Origin of the sequence: Micrococcus sp. 2A (assembly GCF_039519235.1) — a bacterium.
Lineage (GTDB): Bacteria > Actinomycetota > Actinomycetes > Actinomycetales > Micrococcaceae > Micrococcus.
Genome location: NZ_CP154351.1, coordinates 2,578,624 through 2,599,177, shown reverse-complemented (window position 1 = coordinate 2,599,177; position 20,554 = coordinate 2,578,624). Strand labels below are relative to the sequence as shown.

Annotated in this window: 18 protein-coding genes and 1 pseudogene; 12 read left to right on the top strand and 7 right to left on the bottom strand. The window is 68.4% G+C overall.

The window, feature by feature from the left end; genetic code table 11:
* The first annotated feature begins 476 nt into the window (after positions 1-476).
* From AAG742_RS12095 to rplI, 5 genes are all read left to right on the top strand, one after another.
* Complete coding sequence (locus AAG742_RS12095; protein WP_298988211.1) at positions 477-1,442, top strand: hypothetical protein; 966 nt, start codon at positions 477-479, stop codon at positions 1,440-1,442.
* A 406-nt stretch (positions 1,443-1,848) separates the two neighbouring features.
* Entirely contained in the window at positions 1,849-2,154 is a 306-nt protein-coding gene (rpsF, locus tag AAG742_RS12090; protein ID WP_248116767.1) for a 30S ribosomal protein S6, read from the top strand.
* Positions 2,155-2,212: 58 nt separating this feature from the next.
* A complete protein-coding gene (locus tag AAG742_RS12085) occupies positions 2,213-2,839 on the top strand; it encodes a single-stranded DNA-binding protein (RefSeq protein WP_298714566.1) in 627 nt (208 codons plus the stop codon).
* Positions 2,840-3,045: 206 nt separating this feature from the next.
* On the top strand, positions 3,046-3,285 hold the full coding sequence (gene rpsR / locus AAG742_RS12080; RefSeq protein WP_002857788.1) for a 30S ribosomal protein S18: 240 nt from the start codon (positions 3,046-3,048) through the stop codon (positions 3,283-3,285).
* A gap of 22 nt (positions 3,286-3,307) precedes the next feature.
* A complete protein-coding gene (gene rplI / locus AAG742_RS12075) occupies positions 3,308-3,772 on the top strand; it encodes a 50S ribosomal protein L9 (RefSeq protein WP_248116771.1) in 465 nt (154 codons plus the stop codon).
* Between the two features lie 124 nt (positions 3,773-3,896).
* Here rplI and AAG742_RS12070 read toward each other — a convergent pair whose 3' ends face one another.
* Both AAG742_RS12070 and AAG742_RS12065 read right to left on the bottom strand, forming a co-directional pair.
* Positions 3,897-5,087 (bottom strand): succinylglutamate desuccinylase/aspartoacylase family protein, encoded by a 1,191-nt coding sequence (locus AAG742_RS12070; protein WP_248116829.1) that lies wholly within the window; start codon positions 5,085-5,087, stop codon positions 3,897-3,899.
* A gap of 89 nt (positions 5,088-5,176) precedes the next feature.
* A complete protein-coding gene (locus tag AAG742_RS12065) occupies positions 5,177-5,716 on the bottom strand; it encodes a RimK/LysX family protein (protein WP_343282168.1) in 540 nt (179 codons plus the stop codon).
* 26 nt (positions 5,717-5,742) lie between these two features.
* Between AAG742_RS12065 and rimK the strand changes: the two genes are divergently transcribed.
* Positions 5,743-7,008 carry a 30S ribosomal protein S6--L-glutamate ligase gene (rimK, locus tag AAG742_RS12060; protein WP_248116775.1) on the top strand — a complete coding sequence of 422 codons (1,266 nt, stop codon included), beginning with the start codon at positions 5,743-5,745 and terminating at the stop codon, positions 7,006-7,008.
* 78 nt (positions 7,009-7,086) lie between these two features.
* Here rimK and AAG742_RS12055 read toward each other — a convergent pair whose 3' ends face one another.
* Positions 7,087-7,527, bottom strand: a complete 441-nt coding sequence (locus AAG742_RS12055; protein WP_248116777.1) for a thioesterase family protein — start codon at positions 7,525-7,527, stop codon at positions 7,087-7,089.
* A gap of 145 nt (positions 7,528-7,672) precedes the next feature.
* On the opposite strand from AAG742_RS12055, the gene AAG742_RS12050 reads away from it, so the two are divergent.
* The 5 genes from AAG742_RS12050 to AAG742_RS12030 all read left to right on the top strand — a co-directional run bounded on the left by AAG742_RS12050 (position 7,673) and on the right by AAG742_RS12030 (position 15,153).
* Positions 7,673-8,950: an NADH:flavin oxidoreductase/NADH oxidase family protein gene (locus AAG742_RS12050; RefSeq protein WP_298714574.1), complete on the top strand. Its 1,278-nt coding sequence runs from the start codon at positions 7,673-7,675 to the stop codon at positions 8,948-8,950.
* 600 nt (positions 8,951-9,550) lie between these two features.
* Positions 9,551-10,939, top strand: coding sequence for a replicative DNA helicase (gene dnaB / locus AAG742_RS12045; protein WP_298714576.1), 1,389 nt, complete (start codon positions 9,551-9,553; stop codon positions 10,937-10,939).
* A 20-nt stretch (positions 10,940-10,959) separates the two neighbouring features.
* On the top strand, positions 10,960-13,074 hold the full coding sequence (locus AAG742_RS12040) for a KAP family NTPase (RefSeq protein ID WP_298714581.1): 2,115 nt from the start codon (positions 10,960-10,962) through the stop codon (positions 13,072-13,074).
* A gap of 238 nt (positions 13,075-13,312) precedes the next feature.
* Positions 13,313-14,323 (top strand): IS481 family transposase, encoded by a 1,011-nt coding sequence (locus AAG742_RS12035; protein WP_298987955.1) that lies wholly within the window; start codon positions 13,313-13,315, stop codon positions 14,321-14,323.
* Between the two features lie 95 nt (positions 14,324-14,418).
* Entirely contained in the window at positions 14,419-15,153 is a 735-nt protein-coding gene (locus AAG742_RS12030) for a GNAT family N-acetyltransferase (protein WP_343282167.1), read from the top strand.
* Between the two features lie 55 nt (positions 15,154-15,208).
* Here the strand turns inward: AAG742_RS12030 and AAG742_RS12025 are convergent, their stop codons facing one another.
* The 4 genes and pseudogenes from AAG742_RS12025 to AAG742_RS12010 form a co-directional block, all read right to left on the bottom strand.
* Entirely contained in the window at positions 15,209-15,985 is a 777-nt protein-coding gene (locus AAG742_RS12025) for a hypothetical protein (RefSeq protein ID WP_298714523.1), read from the bottom strand.
* Positions 15,986-16,075: 90 nt separating this feature from the next.
* Entirely contained in the window at positions 16,076-17,050 is a 975-nt protein-coding gene (locus tag AAG742_RS12020; RefSeq protein ID WP_343282166.1) for an IS481 family transposase, read from the bottom strand.
* 66 nt (positions 17,051-17,116) lie between these two features.
* Positions 17,117-18,214 (bottom strand): DUF262 domain-containing protein, encoded by a 1,098-nt coding sequence (locus AAG742_RS12015; RefSeq protein ID WP_298712091.1) that lies wholly within the window; start codon positions 18,212-18,214, stop codon positions 17,117-17,119.
* Between the two features lie 284 nt (positions 18,215-18,498).
* Positions 18,499-18,780 (bottom strand): annotated as a pseudogene (locus tag AAG742_RS12010) (long-chain fatty acid--CoA ligase); the annotation flags it as partial.
* Between the two features lie 111 nt (positions 18,781-18,891).
* Between AAG742_RS12010 and AAG742_RS12005 the strand changes: the two are divergent.
* The gene (locus AAG742_RS12005; RefSeq protein WP_298712094.1) at positions 18,892-20,466 is read left to right on the top strand and encodes an ATP-binding protein; all 1,575 of its coding nucleotides are present in this window, start codon (positions 18,892-18,894) and stop codon (positions 20,464-20,466) included.
* The last annotated feature ends 88 nt before the right edge of the window (positions 20,467-20,554 follow it).

Genomic DNA, 20,554 nt, shown 5'->3' with positions numbered 1-20,554 from the left:
GGAGTCCTGGGGCGGGGTGTGAGCGGGAGGCGGGTACGGAGTCCTGGGGCGGGGTGTGAGCGGGAGGCGGGGCGCGAGCCGGCGTGGTCCGGGCGAGGTGAGCGCGGGAGGCGGGGCGCGAGCCGGCGTGGTCCGGGCGAGGTGAGCGCGGCGCGGCATCAGCTGGGCGCAGTACTGCCAGGTAACCCCGGCGTTGCTTGGCAGTACTGCGCCCAGCTAGTGGGCGGCTGGCCGGCGGTGCGTCCAGCCACCCGTACGGCCACCCGTACGGCCACCCGTACGGCCACCCGTCCATCGACCTGTACGGCGGTCCCTTCGGCGGTCCGTTCGGCGGAGCATCCCGCCATCCGATCTGCCGGTGGGGAGACCTGGAGCCCTCGACGTCGGCTCCTGCACCGGCTCCGCGGGCCGGATTCCTGTGCACAGATGGGCCGCGGGCATGCCGGCGAGGCGCTGCGCCGCGCTTCACTGCGGGAGTGAGTGATCCTCTCGACGCCCTGCCCGAGTCCGTGTTCCCCGTCGACCGCGCGGTGACGGCAGGTCTGACGACGAGCCGAGCGCGCCGGAGCGACCTGGAGGCCGCCGGCCGCGGGCTGCGCCGTCGTCGGGGATCCCCACCGGACCCCCTGCAGACCGCGATCGCGCATGCTCGGCGCGACCGCAGCCTGGTCCTCAGTCACAACACCGCTGCCGCCGTGTGGGGGATCTGGCTCCCTCATGGCGGCCAGGTGCGGCCGCACCTCTCACGCGTGCGGCCCGGAGCCCAGCCGCGGGTGAAGGGCGCGCACGGCCACCGGCTGCGCCTGGACCCGGAGCGGCATGTCATCACGCTGGGGCAGGACGACGACGCCTACTCCGTGACGAGTCCGGTCCGCACGTGGGCCGATCTCACCGCGAGCGGTCTGCCCGTGGAGGACCTGGTGGTGGCCGGGGACTCGCTCCTGCGCCGGGCCGACGGCCCCCGCGGCAGCCTGCCGAGGGGATGGAGGCACCCGCTGGCGAGTCGCACGGCGATGTGGCAGGGCGCGGAGGAGTGGCGCGGCCTGCGCCGGTGGAGCGTGATGGGAGAGGTGCTCGAGCGGGTCCGGGAGGGGTCGGACTCCCCGCAGGAGACGCGACTGCGGCTCCGTCTCGTCGAGGCAGGGCTGCCGGAGCCTGAGGTGAATCCCCCGGTGGTGCTCCTGCGCGACGCCCTGGGGCGGGTCCTGCAGTCCACGTCGGTGGACCTGTTCTACGAGCGCGCTCGCCTGGCGATCCAGTACGAGGGGGAGCATCACTTCACCCACGCCGCGCAGTACCGGCGGGACATGCGCCGCGACGAGGAGCTGCGGGATGCGGGCGTCGAGGTGCTGCGGGTGGACAAGGAGGTCTTCGGCCTCGCGGAGTGGCCGCGCTTCGTGGAGCGGGTGGCCCGGCTTCTTCGGCAGCGGGGCCACGCATGAGCAGGAGAGGCATGAGATGGGCGCGGTCGGAGCGCTGTCGTCAGGTGCGGGGCAGTCATGAGCGGAGCACCCATCAGCTGGGCGCAGTACTGCCAAGTAACCCCCGGCGTTACCTGGCAGTACTGCGCCCAGCTGATCGGCCCCCAGTTGATCGGCCCCCAGTTGATTGGTGCCCGGCTGATCGGTCCCCGGCGGATTGGTGCCCGGCTGATTGGTGCCCGGCGGATCGGCCCCCGGCTGATTGGTCCCCGGCTGATTGGTCCCCGGCTGATCGGTGCCCGGCACCTGCTAGACTCGATTGGTTCCCTGCGTGCCGCCGAAGAGCGCGGACACCCACGCGGGGACAAGCACAGAACCTCCTGCCACGGAGAGACCGTGGCCGCAAGCCCAGAGGAGGTGGGTTCGCATGCGTGCTTATGAGCTGATGGTGCTGATCGACCCTGAGGTCGACGAGCGCACCGTGGAGCCGACCCTCAAGAAGTACCTTGAGGTCGTCACCAACGCTGGCGGCACCATCGACAATGTCGATGTGTGGGGCCGTCGCAAGACCGCCTACGAGATCCAGAAGAAGTCCGAGGCCATCTACGTGGTCGTCAACTTCCACTCGGAGCCGGCCGCCACCCAGGAGCTGGACCGTCTTCTGAACATCAACGAGACGATCCTGCGCACCAAGATCATCCGTCCCGAGGAGCAGAAGGTCACCGCCGAGTGACCTCGTTCGTCCGGGTGTCCTGACCACCCGCCCGTTCCCGCGAACACCAGGAGTGACCATGGCCGGAGAAACCGTCATCACCGTGGTCGGCAACCTCACCGCCGACCCCGAGCTGCGCTTCACCCCGAACGGTGCGGCGGTCGCGAACTTCACGATCGCGTCCACCCCGCGCACGTTCGACCGTCAGACCAACGAGTGGAAGGACGGGGAGACCCTGTTCCTCCGCGCGTCGATCTGGCGTGAGGCCGCCGAGAACGTGGCCGAGACCCTCACCAAGGGCACTCGCGTGGTCGCCCAGGGCCGCCTCAAGGCGCGCACGTACGACGACCGCGAGGGCAACAAGCGCACCAGCTACGAGCTGGACGTGGACGAGATCGGCCCCTCGTTGAAGTACGCCACGGCCAAGGTCACGCGCTCTCAGCGCGGCGGCGGCGGTGGGTTCGGCGGCGGCCAGCAGGGCGGCGGCTTCGGCGGTCCCCAGCAGGGCGGCTCCGGCTTCGGCGGCAACGCCGGCGGCGGCTCCAACGACGGCGGCTTCGGCGGCGGTCAGCAGAGCGGCGGTCAGCAGGGCGGCGGCTGGGGCGGTCAGCAGGGCGGCGCCAACGCTGCTCCGCAGGACCCCTGGGCCGGCAGCGGCGGCGGCGGAGGATGGGACACCCCCTCCTCCAACGAGCCTCCGTTCTGAGCCGTCCCGCCACGGGACCGAAGGACACCGAGACGACTTCCGTCCGGGCGCACGGCGCCCGGAGGCCCGCCCCCCCGGCGGACCACCCCGAGCACCCCGGCACCGCCGGGGCGCCTCTCACGCGGCAGCGGCCCCTCCGGGTCGCCGCGTGATCCCATCCCGCAGAACCGTTCTGCGGGCTCCAGAGAACATTGAGGAGCACCACGATGGCGAAGGCTGAACTCCGCAAGCCCAAACCCAAGTCCAACCCGCTCAAGGCCGCCAAGATCACGGAGATCGACTACAAGGACGTGGCCCTGCTGCGCAAGTTCATCTCGGACCGCGGGAAGATCCGCGCTCGCCGCGTGACCGGCGTGACCGTCCAGGAGCAGCGCAAGATCGCCCAGGCCGTCAAGAACGCCCGTGAGGTGGCCCTGCTGCCCTACGCCGGCGCTGGCCGCGGCTGATCGAGCAGAGGAAGGAAGACAGATGGCAAAGCTCATCCTGACCCAGGAGGTCGCCGGTCTCGGCGCCTCCGGTGACGTGGTCGAGGTCAAGAACGGGTACGCCCGCAACTACCTGCTCCCGCGCGGTGTCGCCACCGTGTGGTCCAAGGGCGGGGAGAAGCAGGTCGAGTCCATGCAGAACGCCCGCGCCGCGCGCGCCGTGGCCAACCTGGAGGACGCGCAGGCCCTGGCCGCCAAGCTCCAGGGCGCCACGGTGAAGCTCGAGCGCACCGCCGGTGAGGGCGGCCGCCTGTTCGGCGCCGTCCAGGCCGCGGACGTGGCCGAGGCCGTCGAGGCCGCCGGCCTCGGCTCCATCGACAAGCGCACCGTGACCCTGCCGGCCCACATCAAGTCCGTGGGCACCCACCAGGCCCACGTGCGCCTGCACGAGGACGTCGTGGCCGTGATCGACCTGCAGGTCGTCGCCGCCAAGGCCTCCAAGAAGTGATCATCCGCTTCTGACCGATCGGCTCGCCGATCACCCCGACGCCGCCCCGGTCCGCTCGCTCGAGCAGGCCGGGGCGTCGTCGTCCCCCCCCATCCTGACGAGACGCCCGCACCTCCGGACGGTGTCAGCCCTCGTCGTCCTCGGCGGAGCGCCGTGCGGCCTCCGGGTCGCCCTCGGCGACGCGCGGGGGGAGGCGCCGGCCGCCGTCGGGGGTGGGGAACGTGGAGCCGGGCCGGCCGCCGAGCTCGCCGATGTGCACCAGCGCGTCCCCGCGGTGCACGAGCGGGGCCTCGGTGCGGCCGATCACCACGCCGGACAGCTCCGCCTTCACGTCCGAGAGCCGCCGGCCGAACGAGTTGTAGAGCGCGCCGATGCTCTCCCCGGCCCGCACCTGCTGGCCCAGGGTGACCTCGAGGTGCAGCAGGCCGTCGGCGCGGGCCCGCACCCAGCTGGAGTGCCACACGGTCAGGGGCGCGTCCTGCTCGCCGTCCACGACGCTGGCGTGCACGATCTCCGCGTCTTCGCCCATCGCGTCGAGGGCCTCGGGGACGTCGGTGGTGGCGTCGCCGAGAGGCACCACGACGTCGGCCGCCTGGGCCGCGTCCTCGGCCGACGCCGGGGGCAGGGCCACGCCCACGTCTCCGCCGTCGACCATGCCGAGCGCGGTGAGCACGCGCAGCACGCCGTCCACGCCGGGGGCGATCGCGTACTCGTCGAAGCGCCAGCCCTCGCCGGCCTCGTAGAGGAGCACGCGCGCGCCGGTCTCCCGGGCGGCGGCGCGCAGCGAGCCGTCGCGCAGCTTGGCGTGGAAGAGCACGGGCGCACCGAATGCCTCGGCGAGCTCCCGGGTGCGCCGGTCCTCCAGGTCGCAGCGGATCTGCGGGAGGTTGGAGCGGCGGTCGGCGCCGGTGTGCAGGTCGATCCCCACCTCGCAGCGGCTGATGATCTGCGTCATCATCAGGTGAGCGATCCGGGCCGCGAGCGAGCCGCGGGCCGCGCCGGGGAAGGAGCGGTTCAGGTCCCGGCGGTCCGGGAGGTAGCGGTCCCCGGCCATCACGCCCAGCACGTTGACGATCGGCACGGCCAGCAGCGTGCCGCGCATCCGGCCGGGGGAGAGGCGCTGCAGCACGCGGCGGATGACCTCGATGCCCACCACCTCGTCCCCGTGGATCGCGGCGGACACCCACACCGTGGGGCCGTCGTGCCGGCCGTGGAGCACGTGCACGGGAAGGGTGACCTCGGCGCCGGTGACCAGGCGGGAGATCGGCAGGGAGACCTCGCGGCGGTGCCCGGGGCGCACCTCCACCTCGCCCAGGCGGAAGGACTCGCGGGTGCGCCGCCGGCCGCGTGGGGCCCGGGTGGGCTCCGCGAGGGGCGCGTCGCCGTCGTGGCGGCCGGGTGCGCTCACAGCGCGCCCCGGTTGCGGCGGCGCACGCCGCGCGGCGGCTGGCCGCCCAGGTAGGAGGCGGCCGGGTCCACCAGGAGCCCGGCGGCGGCGAGGGTGGTGCGGCCCACGAGCATGCGGAAGCCCATCTCGTCGCGGTGGGTCAGCGTGACCTCGGCCTGCACGGTGCGGCCCATGAGCGTGAGCGGCATGACGACGACGATGCGGTCCTGGACGTTCCCGTTCGAGGAGCGGACGGCGCGCACGTCGGTGATCGGCATCTCGACCACCCGTGCGTCCGCGGCGGAGGTCTGCCACGGGTGCACCTCGAAGCGGACCCAGTCGCCGCCCTCGCGCTCGAACCGGCGGATGCCGAAGGCGTGCAGCGCGGAGGTGCGGGCGCCGGTGTCGATCTTCGCCTTGATCCACGGCGTCTGCGCCCCGGGCAGGCCCACCCACTCACGCCAGCCGACGCGGGCGCCGGGGGCGTCCGCGCCGCCGTCGTGACCGGTGTGGACACCTGCGGGGATGGACACCTGCGTGTGCTTAGATTCGGTCACGTGACCCATCTTCGCAGGAACACCCGATGAAGCTCGCGATCCTCTCCCGTTCCCCGCGCGCCTACTCCACCCAGCGCCTCAAGTCCGCCGCCCTCGAGCGCGGCCATGACGTGAAGGTGCTGGACACGCTGCGCTTCGGCATCGACCTCTCCACGGAGGAGCCGGACCTGACCTTCCGTGGCCGTCCCCTCTCCTCCTACGACGCCGTGCTGCCGCGCATCGGCAACTCGGTCACCTACTTCGGCACCGCCGTCGTGCGCCAGTTCGAGCAGATGGACGTCTACACGCCCAACACGGCCGCCGGCATCATGAACTCGCGGGACAAGCTGCGAGCCACGCAGATCCTCTCCCGCCACCAGATCGCCATGCCGGCCACGGTGTTCGTGCGCAACCGTGGCGAGGTGTCGTCCGCGATCGACATGGTGGGCGGCGCCCCCGTGGTCATCAAGCTGCTCGAGGGCACGCAGGGCATCGGCGTGATCCTGGCCCCCACGAAGAAGGTGGCCGAGGCGATCATCGAGACGCTGCACGGCACGAACCAGCAGGTGCTCATCCAGCGGTTCGTGGAGGAGTCCAAGGGCAAGGACATCCGCGCGCTCGTGGTGGGGGACCGCGTGGTGGCGGCCATGCGCCGCAGCGCCCAGGGGGACGAGTTCCGCTCCAACGTGCACCGCGGGGGGTCTGTGGAGCGCGTGGAGCTCACGCCCGAGTACGAGGAGACCGCCCTGCGCGCCGCCCACATCATGGGTCTGCGCGTGGCCGGCGTGGACATGCTCGAGGGCACGGACGGGCCACTGGTCATGGAGGTCAACTCCTCGCCCGGCCTGCAGGGCATCGAGGCGGCCACCGAGCTGGACGTGGCGGGCGCGATCGTGGACTACATCGCGGACCAGGCCGGCTTCCCGGACATCGACGTGCGCCAGCGCCTCTCCGTCTCCCGCGGCTACGGGGTGGCCGAGGTCGCGGTGCACGCGGGCTCGGAGATGGTGGGCGAGAGCATCGAGGACTCGGGGCTGCTGGCCAAGGACGTCCAGGTGCTCACGCTGCACCGCGGCACGTCCGTGTTCCCCAACCCCGCCGACTCCAAGGTGCTCGAGGAGGGCGACCGCCTGCTGTGCTTCGGCAAGCTGGAGAACATGCGCTCGCTCATCCCGGCGCGCTCGCGGCGCCCGAAGAAGGTGCGGAAGCTGCCGGAGAACCCCATCCTCGAGCCCGTGGCCGAGGAGGCGGCCGCCGCGCCGGCCGCGCCCGCGCTGTCCGCCACGGATCCGGGCACCGGCTCGGACGCCTGAGGGCCCTCCCGGGCACGACGACGGCGCCGCACCGTCCGGGAGCAGTTCACGCCCGGACGGTGCGGCGCCGTCGTCCCGTCAGAGGTCCTGCGCGGCGCTCACCCCGGGGCGGTGCACCGCCTCGAAGGCCTCCCGCAGGGTCGGGGACAGCGGCGCGGTGGCGCTCATGTCCGCGGTGAGATGCACCATCAGGGCCTCGGCGGTCACGGCCACGGCGCCGTCCTGGATGAGCGCGTGCTGCAGCACGAACGAGGTGGTGCCGATCCGCGAGACCCAGACCCGGGCCGTCAGCGCGGGGGCGTAGTGCACGGGGCGCAGGTACTCGAGGTGGAGCGTTCGGACCACGAGCGCGCCGCTGCCCGGCGTGAGGGGGTAGGCCCACTCGGCCAGCGCGCGCACCCGGGCCTCCTCCGCCAGCGTGACCAGCCGTCCGTTGTTCACGTGGCCGTAGGCGTCCTGGTCCGACCAGCGCAGCTGCAGCTCCGTCTCGAAGGGGGCGGGATCGTGGGCTGTGCTCATGCGCGGCACTCCTAAGGGTCGGTGGGCGCCCGGACGGGCGGGTCGTCAGGGGCGACGCTACGCCGAGCGGGAGAGGAACGCTCGGGCCGGCCGACGCCGTCGTCGCCGGGTGCCCGGTGCGGGTGCCGCGTGCCAGGGTGGGGGCATGACCGACGCGACCCCTGCCCCCACTCCCGACTCCGCTCCCACGACTGATCCCCGCGCCGCCGGCGCCCGCCTCGGCGCCCCGCTGACCCTGCCGAGCGGGGCCGTGCTGAAGAACCGCATCGCCAAGTCCGCCATGAGCGAGGCGCTCGCGGGCAGGGACCTCGCCCCCACCGTGGCCCACGAGCGGGTCTACGGGCGCTGGGCGCGCGGCGGCGCGGGCCTGCTGATCACGGGCAACGTGATGGTGGACGCGCACGCCCTGGGCGAGCCGGGCAACGTGGCGGTGGAGGACGGCCGGCACGCGGCCGCACTGCGCCGCTGGGCCGAGGCCGGCACTCAGGGCGGCGCGCACCTCTGGATGCAGCTCAACCATCCCGGCCGGCAGGCGCCGAAGTCCGTGATGCGCACGCCCGCCGCCCCGAGCGCGGTGCCCCTCGGCGGCTCCGCGGGCCGCTTCTTCGGCATGCCCCGCGCCCTGGAGACGCAGGAGGTGCGCGGGATCGTGGAGCGGTTCGCCGTCACGGCCGCCCACGCCCGGGCCGCGGGCTTCACCGGCGTGCAGATCCACGGTGCGCACGGCTACCTCGTCAACCAGTTCCTCTCGCCCGAGGCCAACCGCCGCACGGACCGCTACGGCGGGGACCTCGAGGGGCGCATGCGCTTCCTCGTGGAGATCTACGCCGCGCTGCGCGAGGAGCTCGGGGACGGCTTCCCGATCGGCCTCAAGCTCAACTCCTCCGACTTCTCCGAGGGCGGCCTCACCGAGGAGGACTCGCGGCGGGTGGCCCAGCGCATGGGCGAGCTGGGCCTGGACCTCCTCGAGGTCTCCGGCGGCTCCTACACCAGCCCCGCCATGATGGGCGGGAACAACGACGGCGGCACGTACTTCGAGCGGTACGCCCGCCGCCTGCGGGACGTCACCGACGTCCCCGTCATGCTGACCGGCGGATTCCGCTCCGCGGCGACGATGGCGGCGGCGCTCGCGGACGGGGTGACCGACGTCGTGGGCCTGGCCCGGCCGTTCGTGATCGAGCCGGAGCTGGCTGCCCGGGCGATCGCGGGGCAGGAGATCGAGGTGGAGCTGCCGCGCGTGAAGACCGGCCTCGCCGCCGTGGACTCCACGCTCGGGCCGGCACTGGCCCTGCCCTGGTACGAGCTGCAGCTGGCCCGGCTGGGGAAGGGGCTCGAGGCGCAGGATCGGATGAGCGCCGTCGCGCCGGTGGTCCACATGGTGCGGCAGCACGGCCCGGCGGCGCTCAGCCCGCGGCGGGGGTGAGGCCGCGGCGACGGGAGTGCCCTCCGGGTTAACAGGAGGTGTCAAGCTGGCTCTCCCCAGGTCAGGCGGGTTTGTCCACAGTGTTTGTCCACAGATGTGGACGGTGTGGATGGAATGCGGGCAAACCGCCGTTGCCAGAGGGGAGAGACGGGGGGCAAGGGGGGCCTCTGTCAAGTCGACTCCGCGCTCTCCAGATGCGGAAGAATTTTCTTCTCCACAGTCGTGGGGATAGGAAAACGCCAGGTCAGGCGCCGATTCTGGGAGGCGTCACAGGGCTGTCCACAGCGCCGTCCCCAGGGCGTCCACACGACACGCCGCAGAATCCACCCGTTGTCCACACTGCCTGTGGACAACGTGCTTGCCCGGCCTCCTGACCGCGCGTAGTGTCCCGAAGTATCCCCAACGCGAGAGCGGGTATTGGCCCCAGGCCCTCGAGCCAGGCGCGCATCCGCTTGCATGATCGTCGCGGCCGGGGGCCGCCGCATCCGCCTCCCGCAGGTGGGTGCGGCGGTTCACCGTGGGGACCAGCAGGATCAGGGGCCGGCGCGCGCCGGCCATGGGGGCCGCCGTCGTTGGGGGCCGGGGAAGGGAGTCTCCGCAGTGACGGACAACTACGGAGACTCGGGCTCCTACGACGGCGGCCGTTCCACCGAGCGGTTCCTCCCGCCCCAGGACCTGGAGGCGGAGCGCTCGGTGCTGGGCGGCATGATGCTCTCCAAGGACGCGATCGCGGACGTGGTGGAGCTGCTGCGCGGCCATGACTTCTACCGCCCCAGCCACGAGATGATCTATGAGGCGATCATCGACCTCTACGGCCGCGGCGAGCCCGCCGACGCCGTCACCGTGGCGGACCTGCTGAACAAGCGCCAGGAGCTGAGCCGCGTGGGCGGCCCCGCCGTGCTCCACGAGCTCATCCAGTCCGTGCCGACGGCAGCCAACGCCAACTTCTACGCGGCGATCGTGGCCGAGAAAGCCATCCTGCGGCGCCTGGTGGGCGCCGGCACCAAGATCACGCAGCTGGGCTACCAGGGCGACGGCGAGGTCGAGGAGATCGTCAACGAGGCCCAGTCCGAGATCTACAAGGTGGCGGAGAACCGCCAGTCCGAGGACTACGTCCAGCTCTCCGAGATCATGGAGCACGCGGTCGACGAGATCGAGGCCGCGGGCAACCAGGGCGAGGGCCTGACGGGCGTCCCCACCGACTTCTACGACTTCGACGAGCTGACGCAGGGCCTGCACGGCGGGCAGATGATCGTGATCGCGGCGCGCCCCGCCGTCGGCAAGTCCACGCTGGCGCTGGACTTCGCGCGGGCCGCGGCCATCCACCACAACATGGCCACCGTGTTCTTCAGCCTCGAGATGGGCAAGAACGAGATCGCCATGAGGCTCTTGAGCGCCGAGGCGACGATCGCGCTGCAGGACCTGCGCAAGGGCACCATCCGGGATGACCAGTGGTCCAAGATCGCCGCGACCGTGGGGCGGCTGAACGAGGCCCCGTTCTTCATCGACGACTCCCCGAACATGACCATGATGGAGATCCGCGCCAAGTGCCGGCGGCTCAAGCAGAAGAACAACCTCAAGATGGTGGTGCTCGACTACCTGCAGCTCATGAGCTCGGGCAAGAAGGTCGAGTCCCGTCAGCAGGAGGTCGCCGAGTTCTCGCGTGCCCTCAAGCTGCTGGCCAAGGAGCTCGACGTGCCGGTGATCGCGTTGAGCCAGTTGAACCGTGGGTCCGAGCAGCGCACGGACAAGCGGCCGCAGGTGTCCGACCTGCGCGAGTCCGGCTCGATCGAGCAGGACGCGGACATGGTGATCCTGCTGCACCGCGAGGACGTGTACGACAAGGAGAGCCCGCGCGCCGGTGAGGCCGACCTGATCGTGGCCAAGCATAGGAACGGGCCCACGAAGACCATTGTGGTGGGGTTCCAGGGGCATTACAGTCGCTTCAGCAACCTCGCACAGGATGGCGGGGGCGGGGGAGGGTTCTAGCCCTTGGAGGGAGATCTAAATTGTCTACTAGTTTCACTGTTTGGTCTGATGACCCTATTAGTGACAGCGATTCTGATAAGCTCGACATCGAAATCTTTGTCGATGCGCTAGTCGACCACCTCCGGCACGCCTCACAGGCCAATTCGAGCATTGTCTACTCGTTGGTGGGGCCATGGGGGTCGGGTAAGTCCTCTATTCTAAACCTTATCTCTAATTCTCTGATGGAATCTCAGGGCGGGGGGTGGAGCATTGCACGCTTTACCCCCTGGGCCACTAGTAGCACCGACGGACTTCTCCAAGAGTTTTTCGCATCCATTATTAGCGCAATTCCCGGCTCATCCGACGATGCGAGAGCAGCTCGGGCGAAGAATAAGATCGCAAAACTACTGGAAATATGCTCTCCTGGACTTAAAGCTATTCCAGTAGCGGGGGGTGCCGCATCCGAATATGCAAAATTCTTCTCGGAGCAACTCACGGAACGACATAGCTGGGAGCGAGAGTTTTCCGATGCATCAAATTCGCTCGCGGACCTCAACCGGCGCGTTCTTATTCTAGTTGACGACATTGACCGCTTGCACTCGAGCGAACTCCTGGAGCTGATGAGGGTCATTAGGCTGCTGGGTAGGTTCCCTGGAGTTTCATATCTTCTCGCTTACGATGAAGAGGTGCTTTGTCGCAATGTGGTGGCTGCGTCGGGAGGCCAAATGTCAATCACTGATGCGCGGCGATATCTCGAAAAGATTATTCAGTACCCGTTCTATATCCCTCCCATCCAGCAATCTCAAATATTTGATCTCTTGAGCGACGGTCTCGACGCAGTTGTGGAGCAGACGGGCCACAGTGTCGTGGAGGATGATGGGCGGAGGATCAGCTCTGTCGCGAGAGTCATATCTCGCAGTCTTGGGACTATTAGAAGTCTAAACCGGGTTCTAGAGCAAGTAAGGATTGACCTTAAGCCCCACGAGCCTGGGGAGGTGAGTGTGGTGGATGTCTTTCTCCTTGCCCTCCTCCGTCATATTTCTCCTGAGGTTCACGATAAGTTACGTGAATTCAAGAGCATTCTTGTTAATTCAACGGCGGGAACTCGGCAGCCCGTCTCATTTGCCACTACTCCCGGGTCGAATGTTTCTACGGTGGATAACCTGGTAGACCTCGCCGATCCGGGTGTCCGTGCGGATGTGCGACTGCTGATTGGGCAAATCTTCCCTCAAGCGGTTGGCCAGATTTCTGTGGAGGGCTCGGCTAATTTAATTAGAAATGCCCAGTACTTTGATAGATATATATATAAAAAGATTCCCGAGGGAGATGTTAGTGACTCCTCGGTTCGTTCGTGGCTTCGTGCATGTGAGATGGGAGAAAAGAGCGCATTTAGGGTAGGAATTTCGGGCAGAGACTCCACCACGCAGAGCGTTATTTTTAGTAAAGTCCAGCAATTCCTTCAAGCGTCCGATTTTGGTGAGGCTTGGGGACATTGGGCTTTCCCCATGCTGCTTGAGGCGCTTCCGGCTGTGTCGGATCAACGAAGGGGATTCTTCACCCCGCGCGAGTTATTTTATCAGCTAGCGGACGAGGCTCTGCACAATGCGCTAGAGAATGTTTGGCGATCGGGTATGCCGCCCCTCTGCATAGAAGACCTCGATCCCAGGGATATCGTTGGCATGTTCAATTCAATATTGACTACAGGTGAAGAGATGCGGCCATGGGGCGGGATGCAGAAACGGTGTCTGGACCGTCTATTCTTTTACGCCGAGGAGAATCTGAAGGCCGGCGACTCTGCCGAAAGGAGATCGGATATCGGATATTTTCTCTTCTTAATTGCCGAGAGCCCCGGCGTAACGGAAGTCGCAGAATATGCTTCTAGGGTCCGCGAGCTAATCATTAGCGAGACCGTCTCTCTCGATACGCTAGCCTCACGTTTTGTTGGCACCAGAACTGAGATGTCTTCGGGCGAGAGTACACTGAGTTCCTTCAATGAATCTGGCTTTCGACACTGGGCCCCGGAGGAAATTACCTGGCCCGAAGATTACAACGGGCCGATACAGTCGGGCGACCTTTCCTGGGAGAATAGGAAACTCTTCGCCCGGCGGGAAGCCACTCGGTATCCGAATGGTTTTTTGGGTTTTGAGGCGGAGTAATTTCTCTTGCAAGAATGGCGGGCACATTGAGGCGGTAACGTTGAGTGACACTTACTGAATATAGAGCTCCGATAGTTATTTAGCATTGATAAATGCGACAGGCGCTTGCATCGGACGGCAACTAGCTGTTGTGGGTCATGAGGTTCTTGGCACGAGGGCCGGGCTGAGATGAGACGAGTGGGCCTCTCCCGCAGGATGGAAGTTCCTACACCACCCATCCGCGCAAAGAGACCCACTCATGACTCACGCTAATGCACCCCTGACTCCCACCGGCCGTCTCAGGATGGTCCAACGCCACCTGAACGACGGCATCCCCCAAGCGCACGTGGCCGCCGAGTTCCGCGTCAGCCGCCCCACGGTGGCCACCTGGGTAGCCCGCTACCGCGCCGAGGGCGAGGCCGGGCTGCTCGACCGGCCCAGCCGTCCGCGCCGTTCACCTGCCCAGCTCGACCCCGAGGTGGTGGCTCAGATCCAGACCCTGCGTCGCAGGGAGAAGTGGTCGGCCCGCCGGATCCATCACCACCTCGTCTCCGAGGGCCACCGGGTGTGTCTTCGTACCGTGGGACGGTGGCTGCACCGGGCCGGGCTCTCCCGGCTACGGGACCTGACCCCGGCCGGGGAAGACCTGCGCCAGCAGCCGGCCCAGAGGATCACCGCGCGGGGGCCGGGGCACATGGTGCACCTGGACGTGAAGAAGATCGGGAAGATCCCTGACGGGGGAGGCTGGCGTGCTCACGGACGGGACTCCGAGAACGCGCGAGCGGCCAAGCGCGGGCCTGGCCGACGGGTCGGGTACACGTACCTGCACTCGGCGATCGACGGGTTCACCCGCCTGGCCTACACCGAGGCGTTGGAGGATGAGCGGACGGTGACCACGATCGGGTTCTTCTGCCGGGCGCGGGCGTTCTTCGCCGCCCACGGCATCACCGTGGACCGGGTGGTCACGGACAACGGGAACAACTACCGGGCCGTGGACTTCACCCGGAAGGTGGTCTCGCTCGGGGGTCGGCACCACCGGATCCGGCCCTACACCCCGCGCCATAACGGGAAGGTCGAACGCTACAACCGGCTGATGGTCGATGAGGTCCTCTACGCCCGCCCGTACTCCTCAGAGACGGCCCGGCGTGAGGCCCTGGCGGTGTGGGTGAACCACTACAACTACCATCGGCCTCATACCTCCTGCGGGGACGCCCCGCCGGCCTCACTGGCCCCGGCGCGAGTCAACAACGTCATGACCTCTTACAACTAGCATGCTGACGCCGGTCTAGCAGAGGGAGACTTCTCCCCAGCGCGCCGCGGCCAAGTTCCCGGCACAGACGACCGGCTCACACGAGAGGACCGACGATGACCACCGACACCGCCACCCCCGAGATCCCCGCCACCATGAAGGCCGTCGTCATGCGGGCGCCGGGCGACGTCGTCGTTGAGGAGGTGGACACCCCGCGCGTGCAGAAGCCCGGTGACGTGGTCCTGAAGCTGGCCGCCGCGTGCGTGTGCGGCTCGGACCTGTGGCCCTACCGCGGCCACAACGAGGTGGACCACCGGCGGATGGGCCACGAGTACGTGGGCACGATCGTGGAGAAGGGCGCGGAGGTCGCCACCCTCCAGCTCGGCGACTTCGTGATCGGATCGTTCATGCTCTCGGACAACACGTGCGAGATCTGCCAGGCCGGCTACCAGTCCCGCTGCGTCAACGCCGGCGAGTACACGGGCAGCCAGGCGCAGTACATGCGCGTGGAGCTGGCCGACGGCTCCCTCGTGAAGGTCCCCGGGGGCGAGCCCTCCGACCCGGACCGTCTGGCCGACTACCTGGCCGCCTCGGACGTGCTCGGCACCGGCTGGTACGCCGCCGTGGCTGCGCAGGCCCGCGCCCTGCTAGACCTCGCCTTCACCGGCCTGGGCGTGCGCCGCGTGGAGGCGGAGGCCTTCGCGGACAACGCGCCCAGCCTGCGCGTCATGGCCAAGGTGGGGCTGCGCCACGAGGGCATGTTCAAGGAGGAGCCGCTGCATCTCACCCGCGGGTGGATCGACGGCGTCACCTACGCGATGCTCGCCTCCGAGTACCGCGCGCAGAGCTGAGCCGTCTCCTCATGAGCCGGTCCGAGAGCGGTGGGCCAGTTCGCCTCCGATAGGATCAGATGGTCCTGTCCGGTGTCGGCTCGCCCCCAATGGAGACACCGCCCGTCGATGCCGCTGGCTCATTGAAGTTCGCGGGTGCATCCGTTGATTCGGAATCAACGTCCCAGTCGCGAACGACGGACTTGCCCATGGCGCTCTCAATGAGGTCCACGAGTCGACGGCGACGATCCTGGAAGTAGCCGTCGAAGTACCCTGACCGGAGAAACGCCGGGTCAATCGCATGGGTCGCAATCTGCGCGTCCACCTGTTCCGCACTGAGGCCCTTCGCATCTAGGCGGTCGATGTAGACGGCGGGTGAGTCGCCCCGAAGGCGGATGTTTGTCTTCTTCGCCAGAGGAGTCTTGTTGATGATGCTCTCGCGTCGCCAATACTCGATCGCGTTGTCCTCGCACCACTTCTTGGGGAAGACATGATGGATGTCGACCTGCAGCTCGTCATACGACTGGAAGTCAAGCTTCTGATCCAACATCCAGTCCTTCACGGGGGTCTGCTGCGCCATGATCAGCGCGTAGACGCCCTTGTAGGCGGCGGACTGCCGTGAGCGCAGAGAACCGAGACGTGACTCCGCGAAGCTGGCGCGGATGATGGCCTCCGGAGTGGTAGAGCTCTTGTCCAGAGACCAATCGGGCAACTGCTCCGCGTCCTTGGCCAGCTGGGTCGTGATCGTAGACCCGTAGAGCTCGCCCAGAACTCCGCACCAGAACCATTGGTTCAAGCGCGCGCGCACCGCGTGCTCTTCAGCTCGCTCGCCCAGCAGGGTGGTGACGATCATCAACGAAACGACCTGCGAGCTGTACGGGATGCCCCGACTCTCATGGATGTGGAGATCGCGGAGATGCCTGGCCACCCTAGGTGTACCCGGTCATGAGGTTGGTGGCACCCGGTTCATGGGCGGGTGTCCTCCGAGCGCGGCGTGACCCCGCTCAGTGTTGTAGTACTCCAACCACGGGACAAGCGCGTCCTGTCGGTGAGCACTGGAGGTGAACACCTGCCGGTAGGCCCACTCGATCGCCAGCGTCCGGTTGAACCGCTCGACCTTGCCGTTCTGCCACGGGCAGTGCGGGCGGATGAACTTCTGCCTGGCCCCGAGCCCGGCCACCGCGGCCCGGAACGCTGCACTATGGCGATACGCGAACGCGTTGTCCGTGATGACACGCTCGATCCTCGTGATCCCCCGAGAGGCGAAGTACGCCGCGGCCCGCTGCAGGAATCCCGCGCACGTCTGCCCGGTCTCGTCGGCCAGGACCTCGGCGTAGGCCAAGCGGGAATGGTCATCGACCATCGCGTGCACGTAGTCGTATCCGATCTTGGGGCGCCGGCCTTTCTCAGCCTCGGTCGCCGCGCGTCCTCGTGCTCTCCAGCCCCCGCCCTCGGGGATCTTGCCCAGCTTCTTCACGTCCACGTGGACCAGTTCCCCGGGCCGGTCTCGTTCGTACCGGCGCGTGGTCGTCTTCGAAGAACGGATCACCTCCCCGGTGATCGGGTCGCATGCGGCCAGGCGGGGCACGTGATGACGACGCAGGATCCTGCCGATCGTGCGTGCTGGAACCCCGGTGAGCGGGGCAAGACGGTCCTGCCCGTACCGGTGCTCGGCGCGAGCGGCGAGCACCGCCTGCTCCGTGGCTGCAGAAGATCTCGTGGGGCTGGTGTGGGGGCGGGAGGAACGCGTGGCCAGGCCTGCATCGCCCTCGCACGCGTACCGGTCGATCCAGGTTTTCACGCATTTTCGTGAGACCCCCATCGCGGCGGCGATGTGGGCTTGAGCCCATCCGGCTTGGTGGCGTTGGACGATGAGTCGACGACCGTGAACGGTCAGGCGGGCGCTACCGTGGGACATGAGAACCTCTGGGTTTGTGATGTGGGCCTTAGACAAGCCACATCCCACCCGGAGGTTCTCCTTTGTTCAAGCTCCCTCGTGCCACCAACGTCCTGACCGGGTACACCTAGGCAAGGCATCCCGCAGCTGAGGAGCCCAGGTCCGGTAGTCGTCCAGACTCATGCTGAGGATGTCTTCACGGCGGGCGCTGGTCTGGGGCACCTGCTTGCCCGTCTTGCCGGCGGCCAGGGCTGTGCGGCGCTTGGACAGGGTGATCAGCACGGAGACAGCCATGAGGAAGTCTGTGCTCCTCACTTCTTTGAGCACCGGGTACTTGTGGAGCACCTCCTCGGTGCGCGCCCAGTCCTCAGCCAGACGGAAGTCCTCGCCCGTCTCCTTGAAGTAGGCGCCGTCGCCCGCGAAAGTGGCCGTGAGGAGCTCGAAGACGTCGAGGCGCAGACCGCCCGTGTTCACCTTCTCGAAGACGGTGGCGACAGCGTCCTTGGAGATGTCCTTGTCGAGTTCGATGGCGGGCACCTTGTACGTCTGCACGGACTGGGCCACGGTCGAGAGGAACTGCTGGGTGACGGCCATCCGCTCCGGGGCGCCCTGCTGGTAGCCCATCATCCACGCGAAGCAGCGTGCACTGTCGAAGAGGACCGTGGCAGGCATGAGTCCCGCCGCGTGCTGCTTCTCCTCCGTCGTCACATCCAGCACGACGTCTCGGCCGATGTTCCCCGTGACGATGCCCGAGTCTGGCAGAGACACGACGGCGTCCTCCTGTTCCCGGACATCGCCCAGTGCCTTGACCACGTCCACGAAGTATCGGCGCCTCAGCTTGTGATGGCGCGCGTCTTCCGTGTCCACCACGCCATCCCCCGTGAGGGCCTGCACCATCGAGGTGGTGCGCTGCTGACCGTCCAGAAGAAGGAGTTCGGGCTCCTTCAGGCCCTCGTGGCCGATACCGGTGATGGGGCGCGGCTTGAAGCGGACATTATGACCTCCGGTCTTGAGGGTCATGATGACGCCCATGGGGTGCCCGCGGAGGATCGTGACCAGCAGGGACCGGATGCGCTCGTCGTCCCACCGATAAGGCCGCTGGAAGTCGGGAAGCTGAAGCTCGCCGCACTGAGCCTTGTTCAGCAGTTCGACGATCGTGTACTGGGGGGTCTGGAAGGTCGACACGGGATTCCATTCCGTCGAGGTCTCGGAACACGGGCGTATCGCGTGGGACGCGCCCTCCGGGAGCCGGGTTCATCCACCATGGCGCCCACGCGGTGAGTCTGAGCCTACTGAAAGCCGTCAGCGACCCCAGCGCCGTCGGCGCTCCCCGTGGCGTCGCCGATCGCGCCGTCGCCGCGCGCGGACCGCAGGTTTCCGTCAGAACCTGAGCCGACGGCTCAGGTTCTGACGGAAACCTGCGGTCCTGTGGACCAAGAGCCCGGGCCCTGCCCGGGGCCGGCCCCGCCTCACTCCGCCGTCGCCAGCTCCCGCTTGAGGATCTTGCCCGTGGCGGTCTTGGGCAGCCCGTCCCGGACGGTGACGGTGCGCGGGTACTTGTAGGGCGCTACCTGGGACTTCACGTGCGCGATGAGCTCCTCCGCCGTCGCCTCCGCCCCCGGGGCGAGCACCACGTGGGCGGCCACCTCCTCGCCGAGCTCCGGGTGTGGCACGCCCACCGCGGCAGCCTCGGCCACCGCCGGGTGCTCGTAGAGCACCTCCTCGATCTCCCGCGGGCACACGTTCATACCGCTGCGGTCGCGCACCTCACCCAGGTTCTCGACGGCGCCGGGGTCCGGGTTGAACGGTCGTCACGGGAAGCGCCCGTCATGACACTGACACCATGACTTACAGTTGTCACTGTGAACTGGTCCTCTGATGATCTGACGGCCACCCTCGAAGCCCTCCGCGCGCGCCGTGGCGACACCACCTCGGTCGAGGTCAAGCGGGCGACGGGCGGCGTCCCTTCCATGCCGGAGACGCTTTGCGCCTTCGCCAACATGCCCGCCGGTGGAACCGTCGTCTGCGGCGTCGACGAGGCGCACGGCGAGTTCCGCGTGGTGGGCGTGCCCGACGTCGCCGTGCTGGAGGCGGGGCTCGTGGCCCAGGCGCGCGAGGCCGTCACGCCCAGTCCGACCCTCCTGCCCCAGGTCTTCCGCCTGGACGGGAAGGACGTGCTCGTCGCCCACGTGGTGCCCCTGCGCCTCACGGACCGGCCCGCAACGGTGCGAGGGCAGGCCTATCTCCGCCAGTCCGACGGCGACTACGTGATGCACGCGCACGAGCTGCGCATGCTGGAGGTCGCCAAGCTTCACGCCGACGAGCGCGTGGACTACGACGTCAAGCCCGTCACCGGGATGAGCGAGGAGGACCTGGTCCCCGAGCTCGTGACCGACTACGTGGCGGCCGTGCGCGAGCGGGACCGCCGCCTCCGTGACCGCACGCACCAGGAGATCCTCCGCCAGACCAACGTCCTCACCGCCGCCGGGGAGCCCACCCTGGCCGGCCTCTACGCCCTCGGCGACTACCCGCAGGGCCGCTATCCGGGGCTCACCGTCACCGCCGCCGTCCAGGTGCGCGGGGGAGAGGGGCAGGCGCGCAGCCGCAACCTCACGGACTTCACCGGCCCCGTCCCCGTGCTGCTCGACGAGGTGATGGCCTGGGTGCGCCAGAACCTCGGGACCGAGCACGTGTACCGCCCCGACGGTCAGCTCGAGCGCCGCCCCGAGCTCCCGCTCGCCGCCGTCCGTGAACTCCTCGGCAACGCCCTCGTGCACCGCGACCTCGGCCCCGACACCCTCGGCGCGGGCAAGGCCATCCAGGTGCGGCTCACGGACCGGGCCCTGTTCATCCAGAGCCCGGGCGGCCTCCGCGGAGTGTCACTCACCCAGCTCGAAAGTGACGAACACGCCCAGGCCGCCGTCAATCAGCGGCTGTACCAGATCGCCAAGAAGCTCACGACGCCGGACGGCGCCTCCGTCATCGAGGGCGAGGGCGGCGGCATCCACGAGGTGTTCCGGTCCGCTCGGCAGTGGGGGCTGGACCGGCCTCAGCTCATCGACACGGGCGTCCAGTTCAAGGCTCTGCTCTGGCGGCCGCGGCCCGAGGGGGCTCGGCCGAGTCGGCGGGAGCCTGCCGTGGAGGTCGCGACGACGTCCCCCGCGGAGGTGACGCCCGGGGCGAAGGCCGGGACACCGTCGTCGGCCGTGCCGCCCAGCTCCGCGCCCACCCGCCACGAGGGGCGCGTCCTCGGTGCCCTGGCCGCGGGGGAGGCGGTGGGCATCCGCGACCTGGAGGAGGCCACCATGCTGACCGCGCGGCAGATCCGCTACGCGCTCCGCCAGCCGCTGCTCGACGGGCTGGTGGAGATGACCGGCGGTCAGGGCCACAAGGACACCCGGTACCGACTGGTGTCGGCCAGAGGGGCGGGAGACTGACACTGCCGCTCTTGAGAGCCCCCCTTGGTGGTCGACTGTGAGTCTGAAGTGTCAATCTGTCGATGTGGATCCGTCCCATGAGCAGAAT

Bases quoted from the DNA above. Each gene is read 5' to 3' on its own strand.
- rpsF (WP_248116767.1), top strand. From the start codon at position 1,849: ATGCGTGCTTATGAGCTGATGGTGCTGATCGACCCTGAGGTCGACGAG.
- AAG742_RS12085 (WP_298714566.1), top strand. From the start codon at position 2,213: ATGGCCGGAGAAACCGTCATCACCGTGGTCGGCAACCTCACCGCCGAC.
- rpsR (WP_002857788.1), top strand. From the start codon at position 3,046: ATGGCGAAGGCTGAACTCCGCAAGCCCAAACCCAAGTCCAACCCGCTC.
- rplI (WP_248116771.1), top strand. From the start codon at position 3,308: ATGGCAAAGCTCATCCTGACCCAGGAGGTCGCCGGTCTCGGCGCCTCC.
- rimK (WP_248116775.1), top strand. From the start codon at position 5,743: ATGAAGCTCGCGATCCTCTCCCGTTCCCCGCGCGCCTACTCCACCCAG.
- AAG742_RS12055 (WP_248116777.1), bottom strand. From the start codon at position 7,527: ATGAGCACAGCCCACGATCCCGCCCCCTTCGAGACGGAGCTGCAGCTG.
- AAG742_RS12050 (WP_298714574.1), top strand. From the start codon at position 7,673: ATGACCGACGCGACCCCTGCCCCCACTCCCGACTCCGCTCCCACGACT.
- AAG742_RS12035 (WP_298987955.1), top strand. From the start codon at position 13,313: ATGACTCACGCTAATGCACCCCTGACTCCCACCGGCCGTCTCAGGATG.
- AAG742_RS12030 (WP_343282167.1), top strand. From the start codon at position 14,419: ATGACCACCGACACCGCCACCCCCGAGATCCCCGCCACCATGAAGGCC.
- AAG742_RS12025 (WP_298714523.1), bottom strand. From the start codon at position 15,985: ATGATCGTCACCACCCTGCTGGGCGAGCGAGCTGAAGAGCACGCGGTG.
- AAG742_RS12020 (WP_343282166.1), bottom strand. From the start codon at position 17,050: ATGTCCCACGGTAGCGCCCGCCTGACCGTTCACGGTCGTCGACTCATC.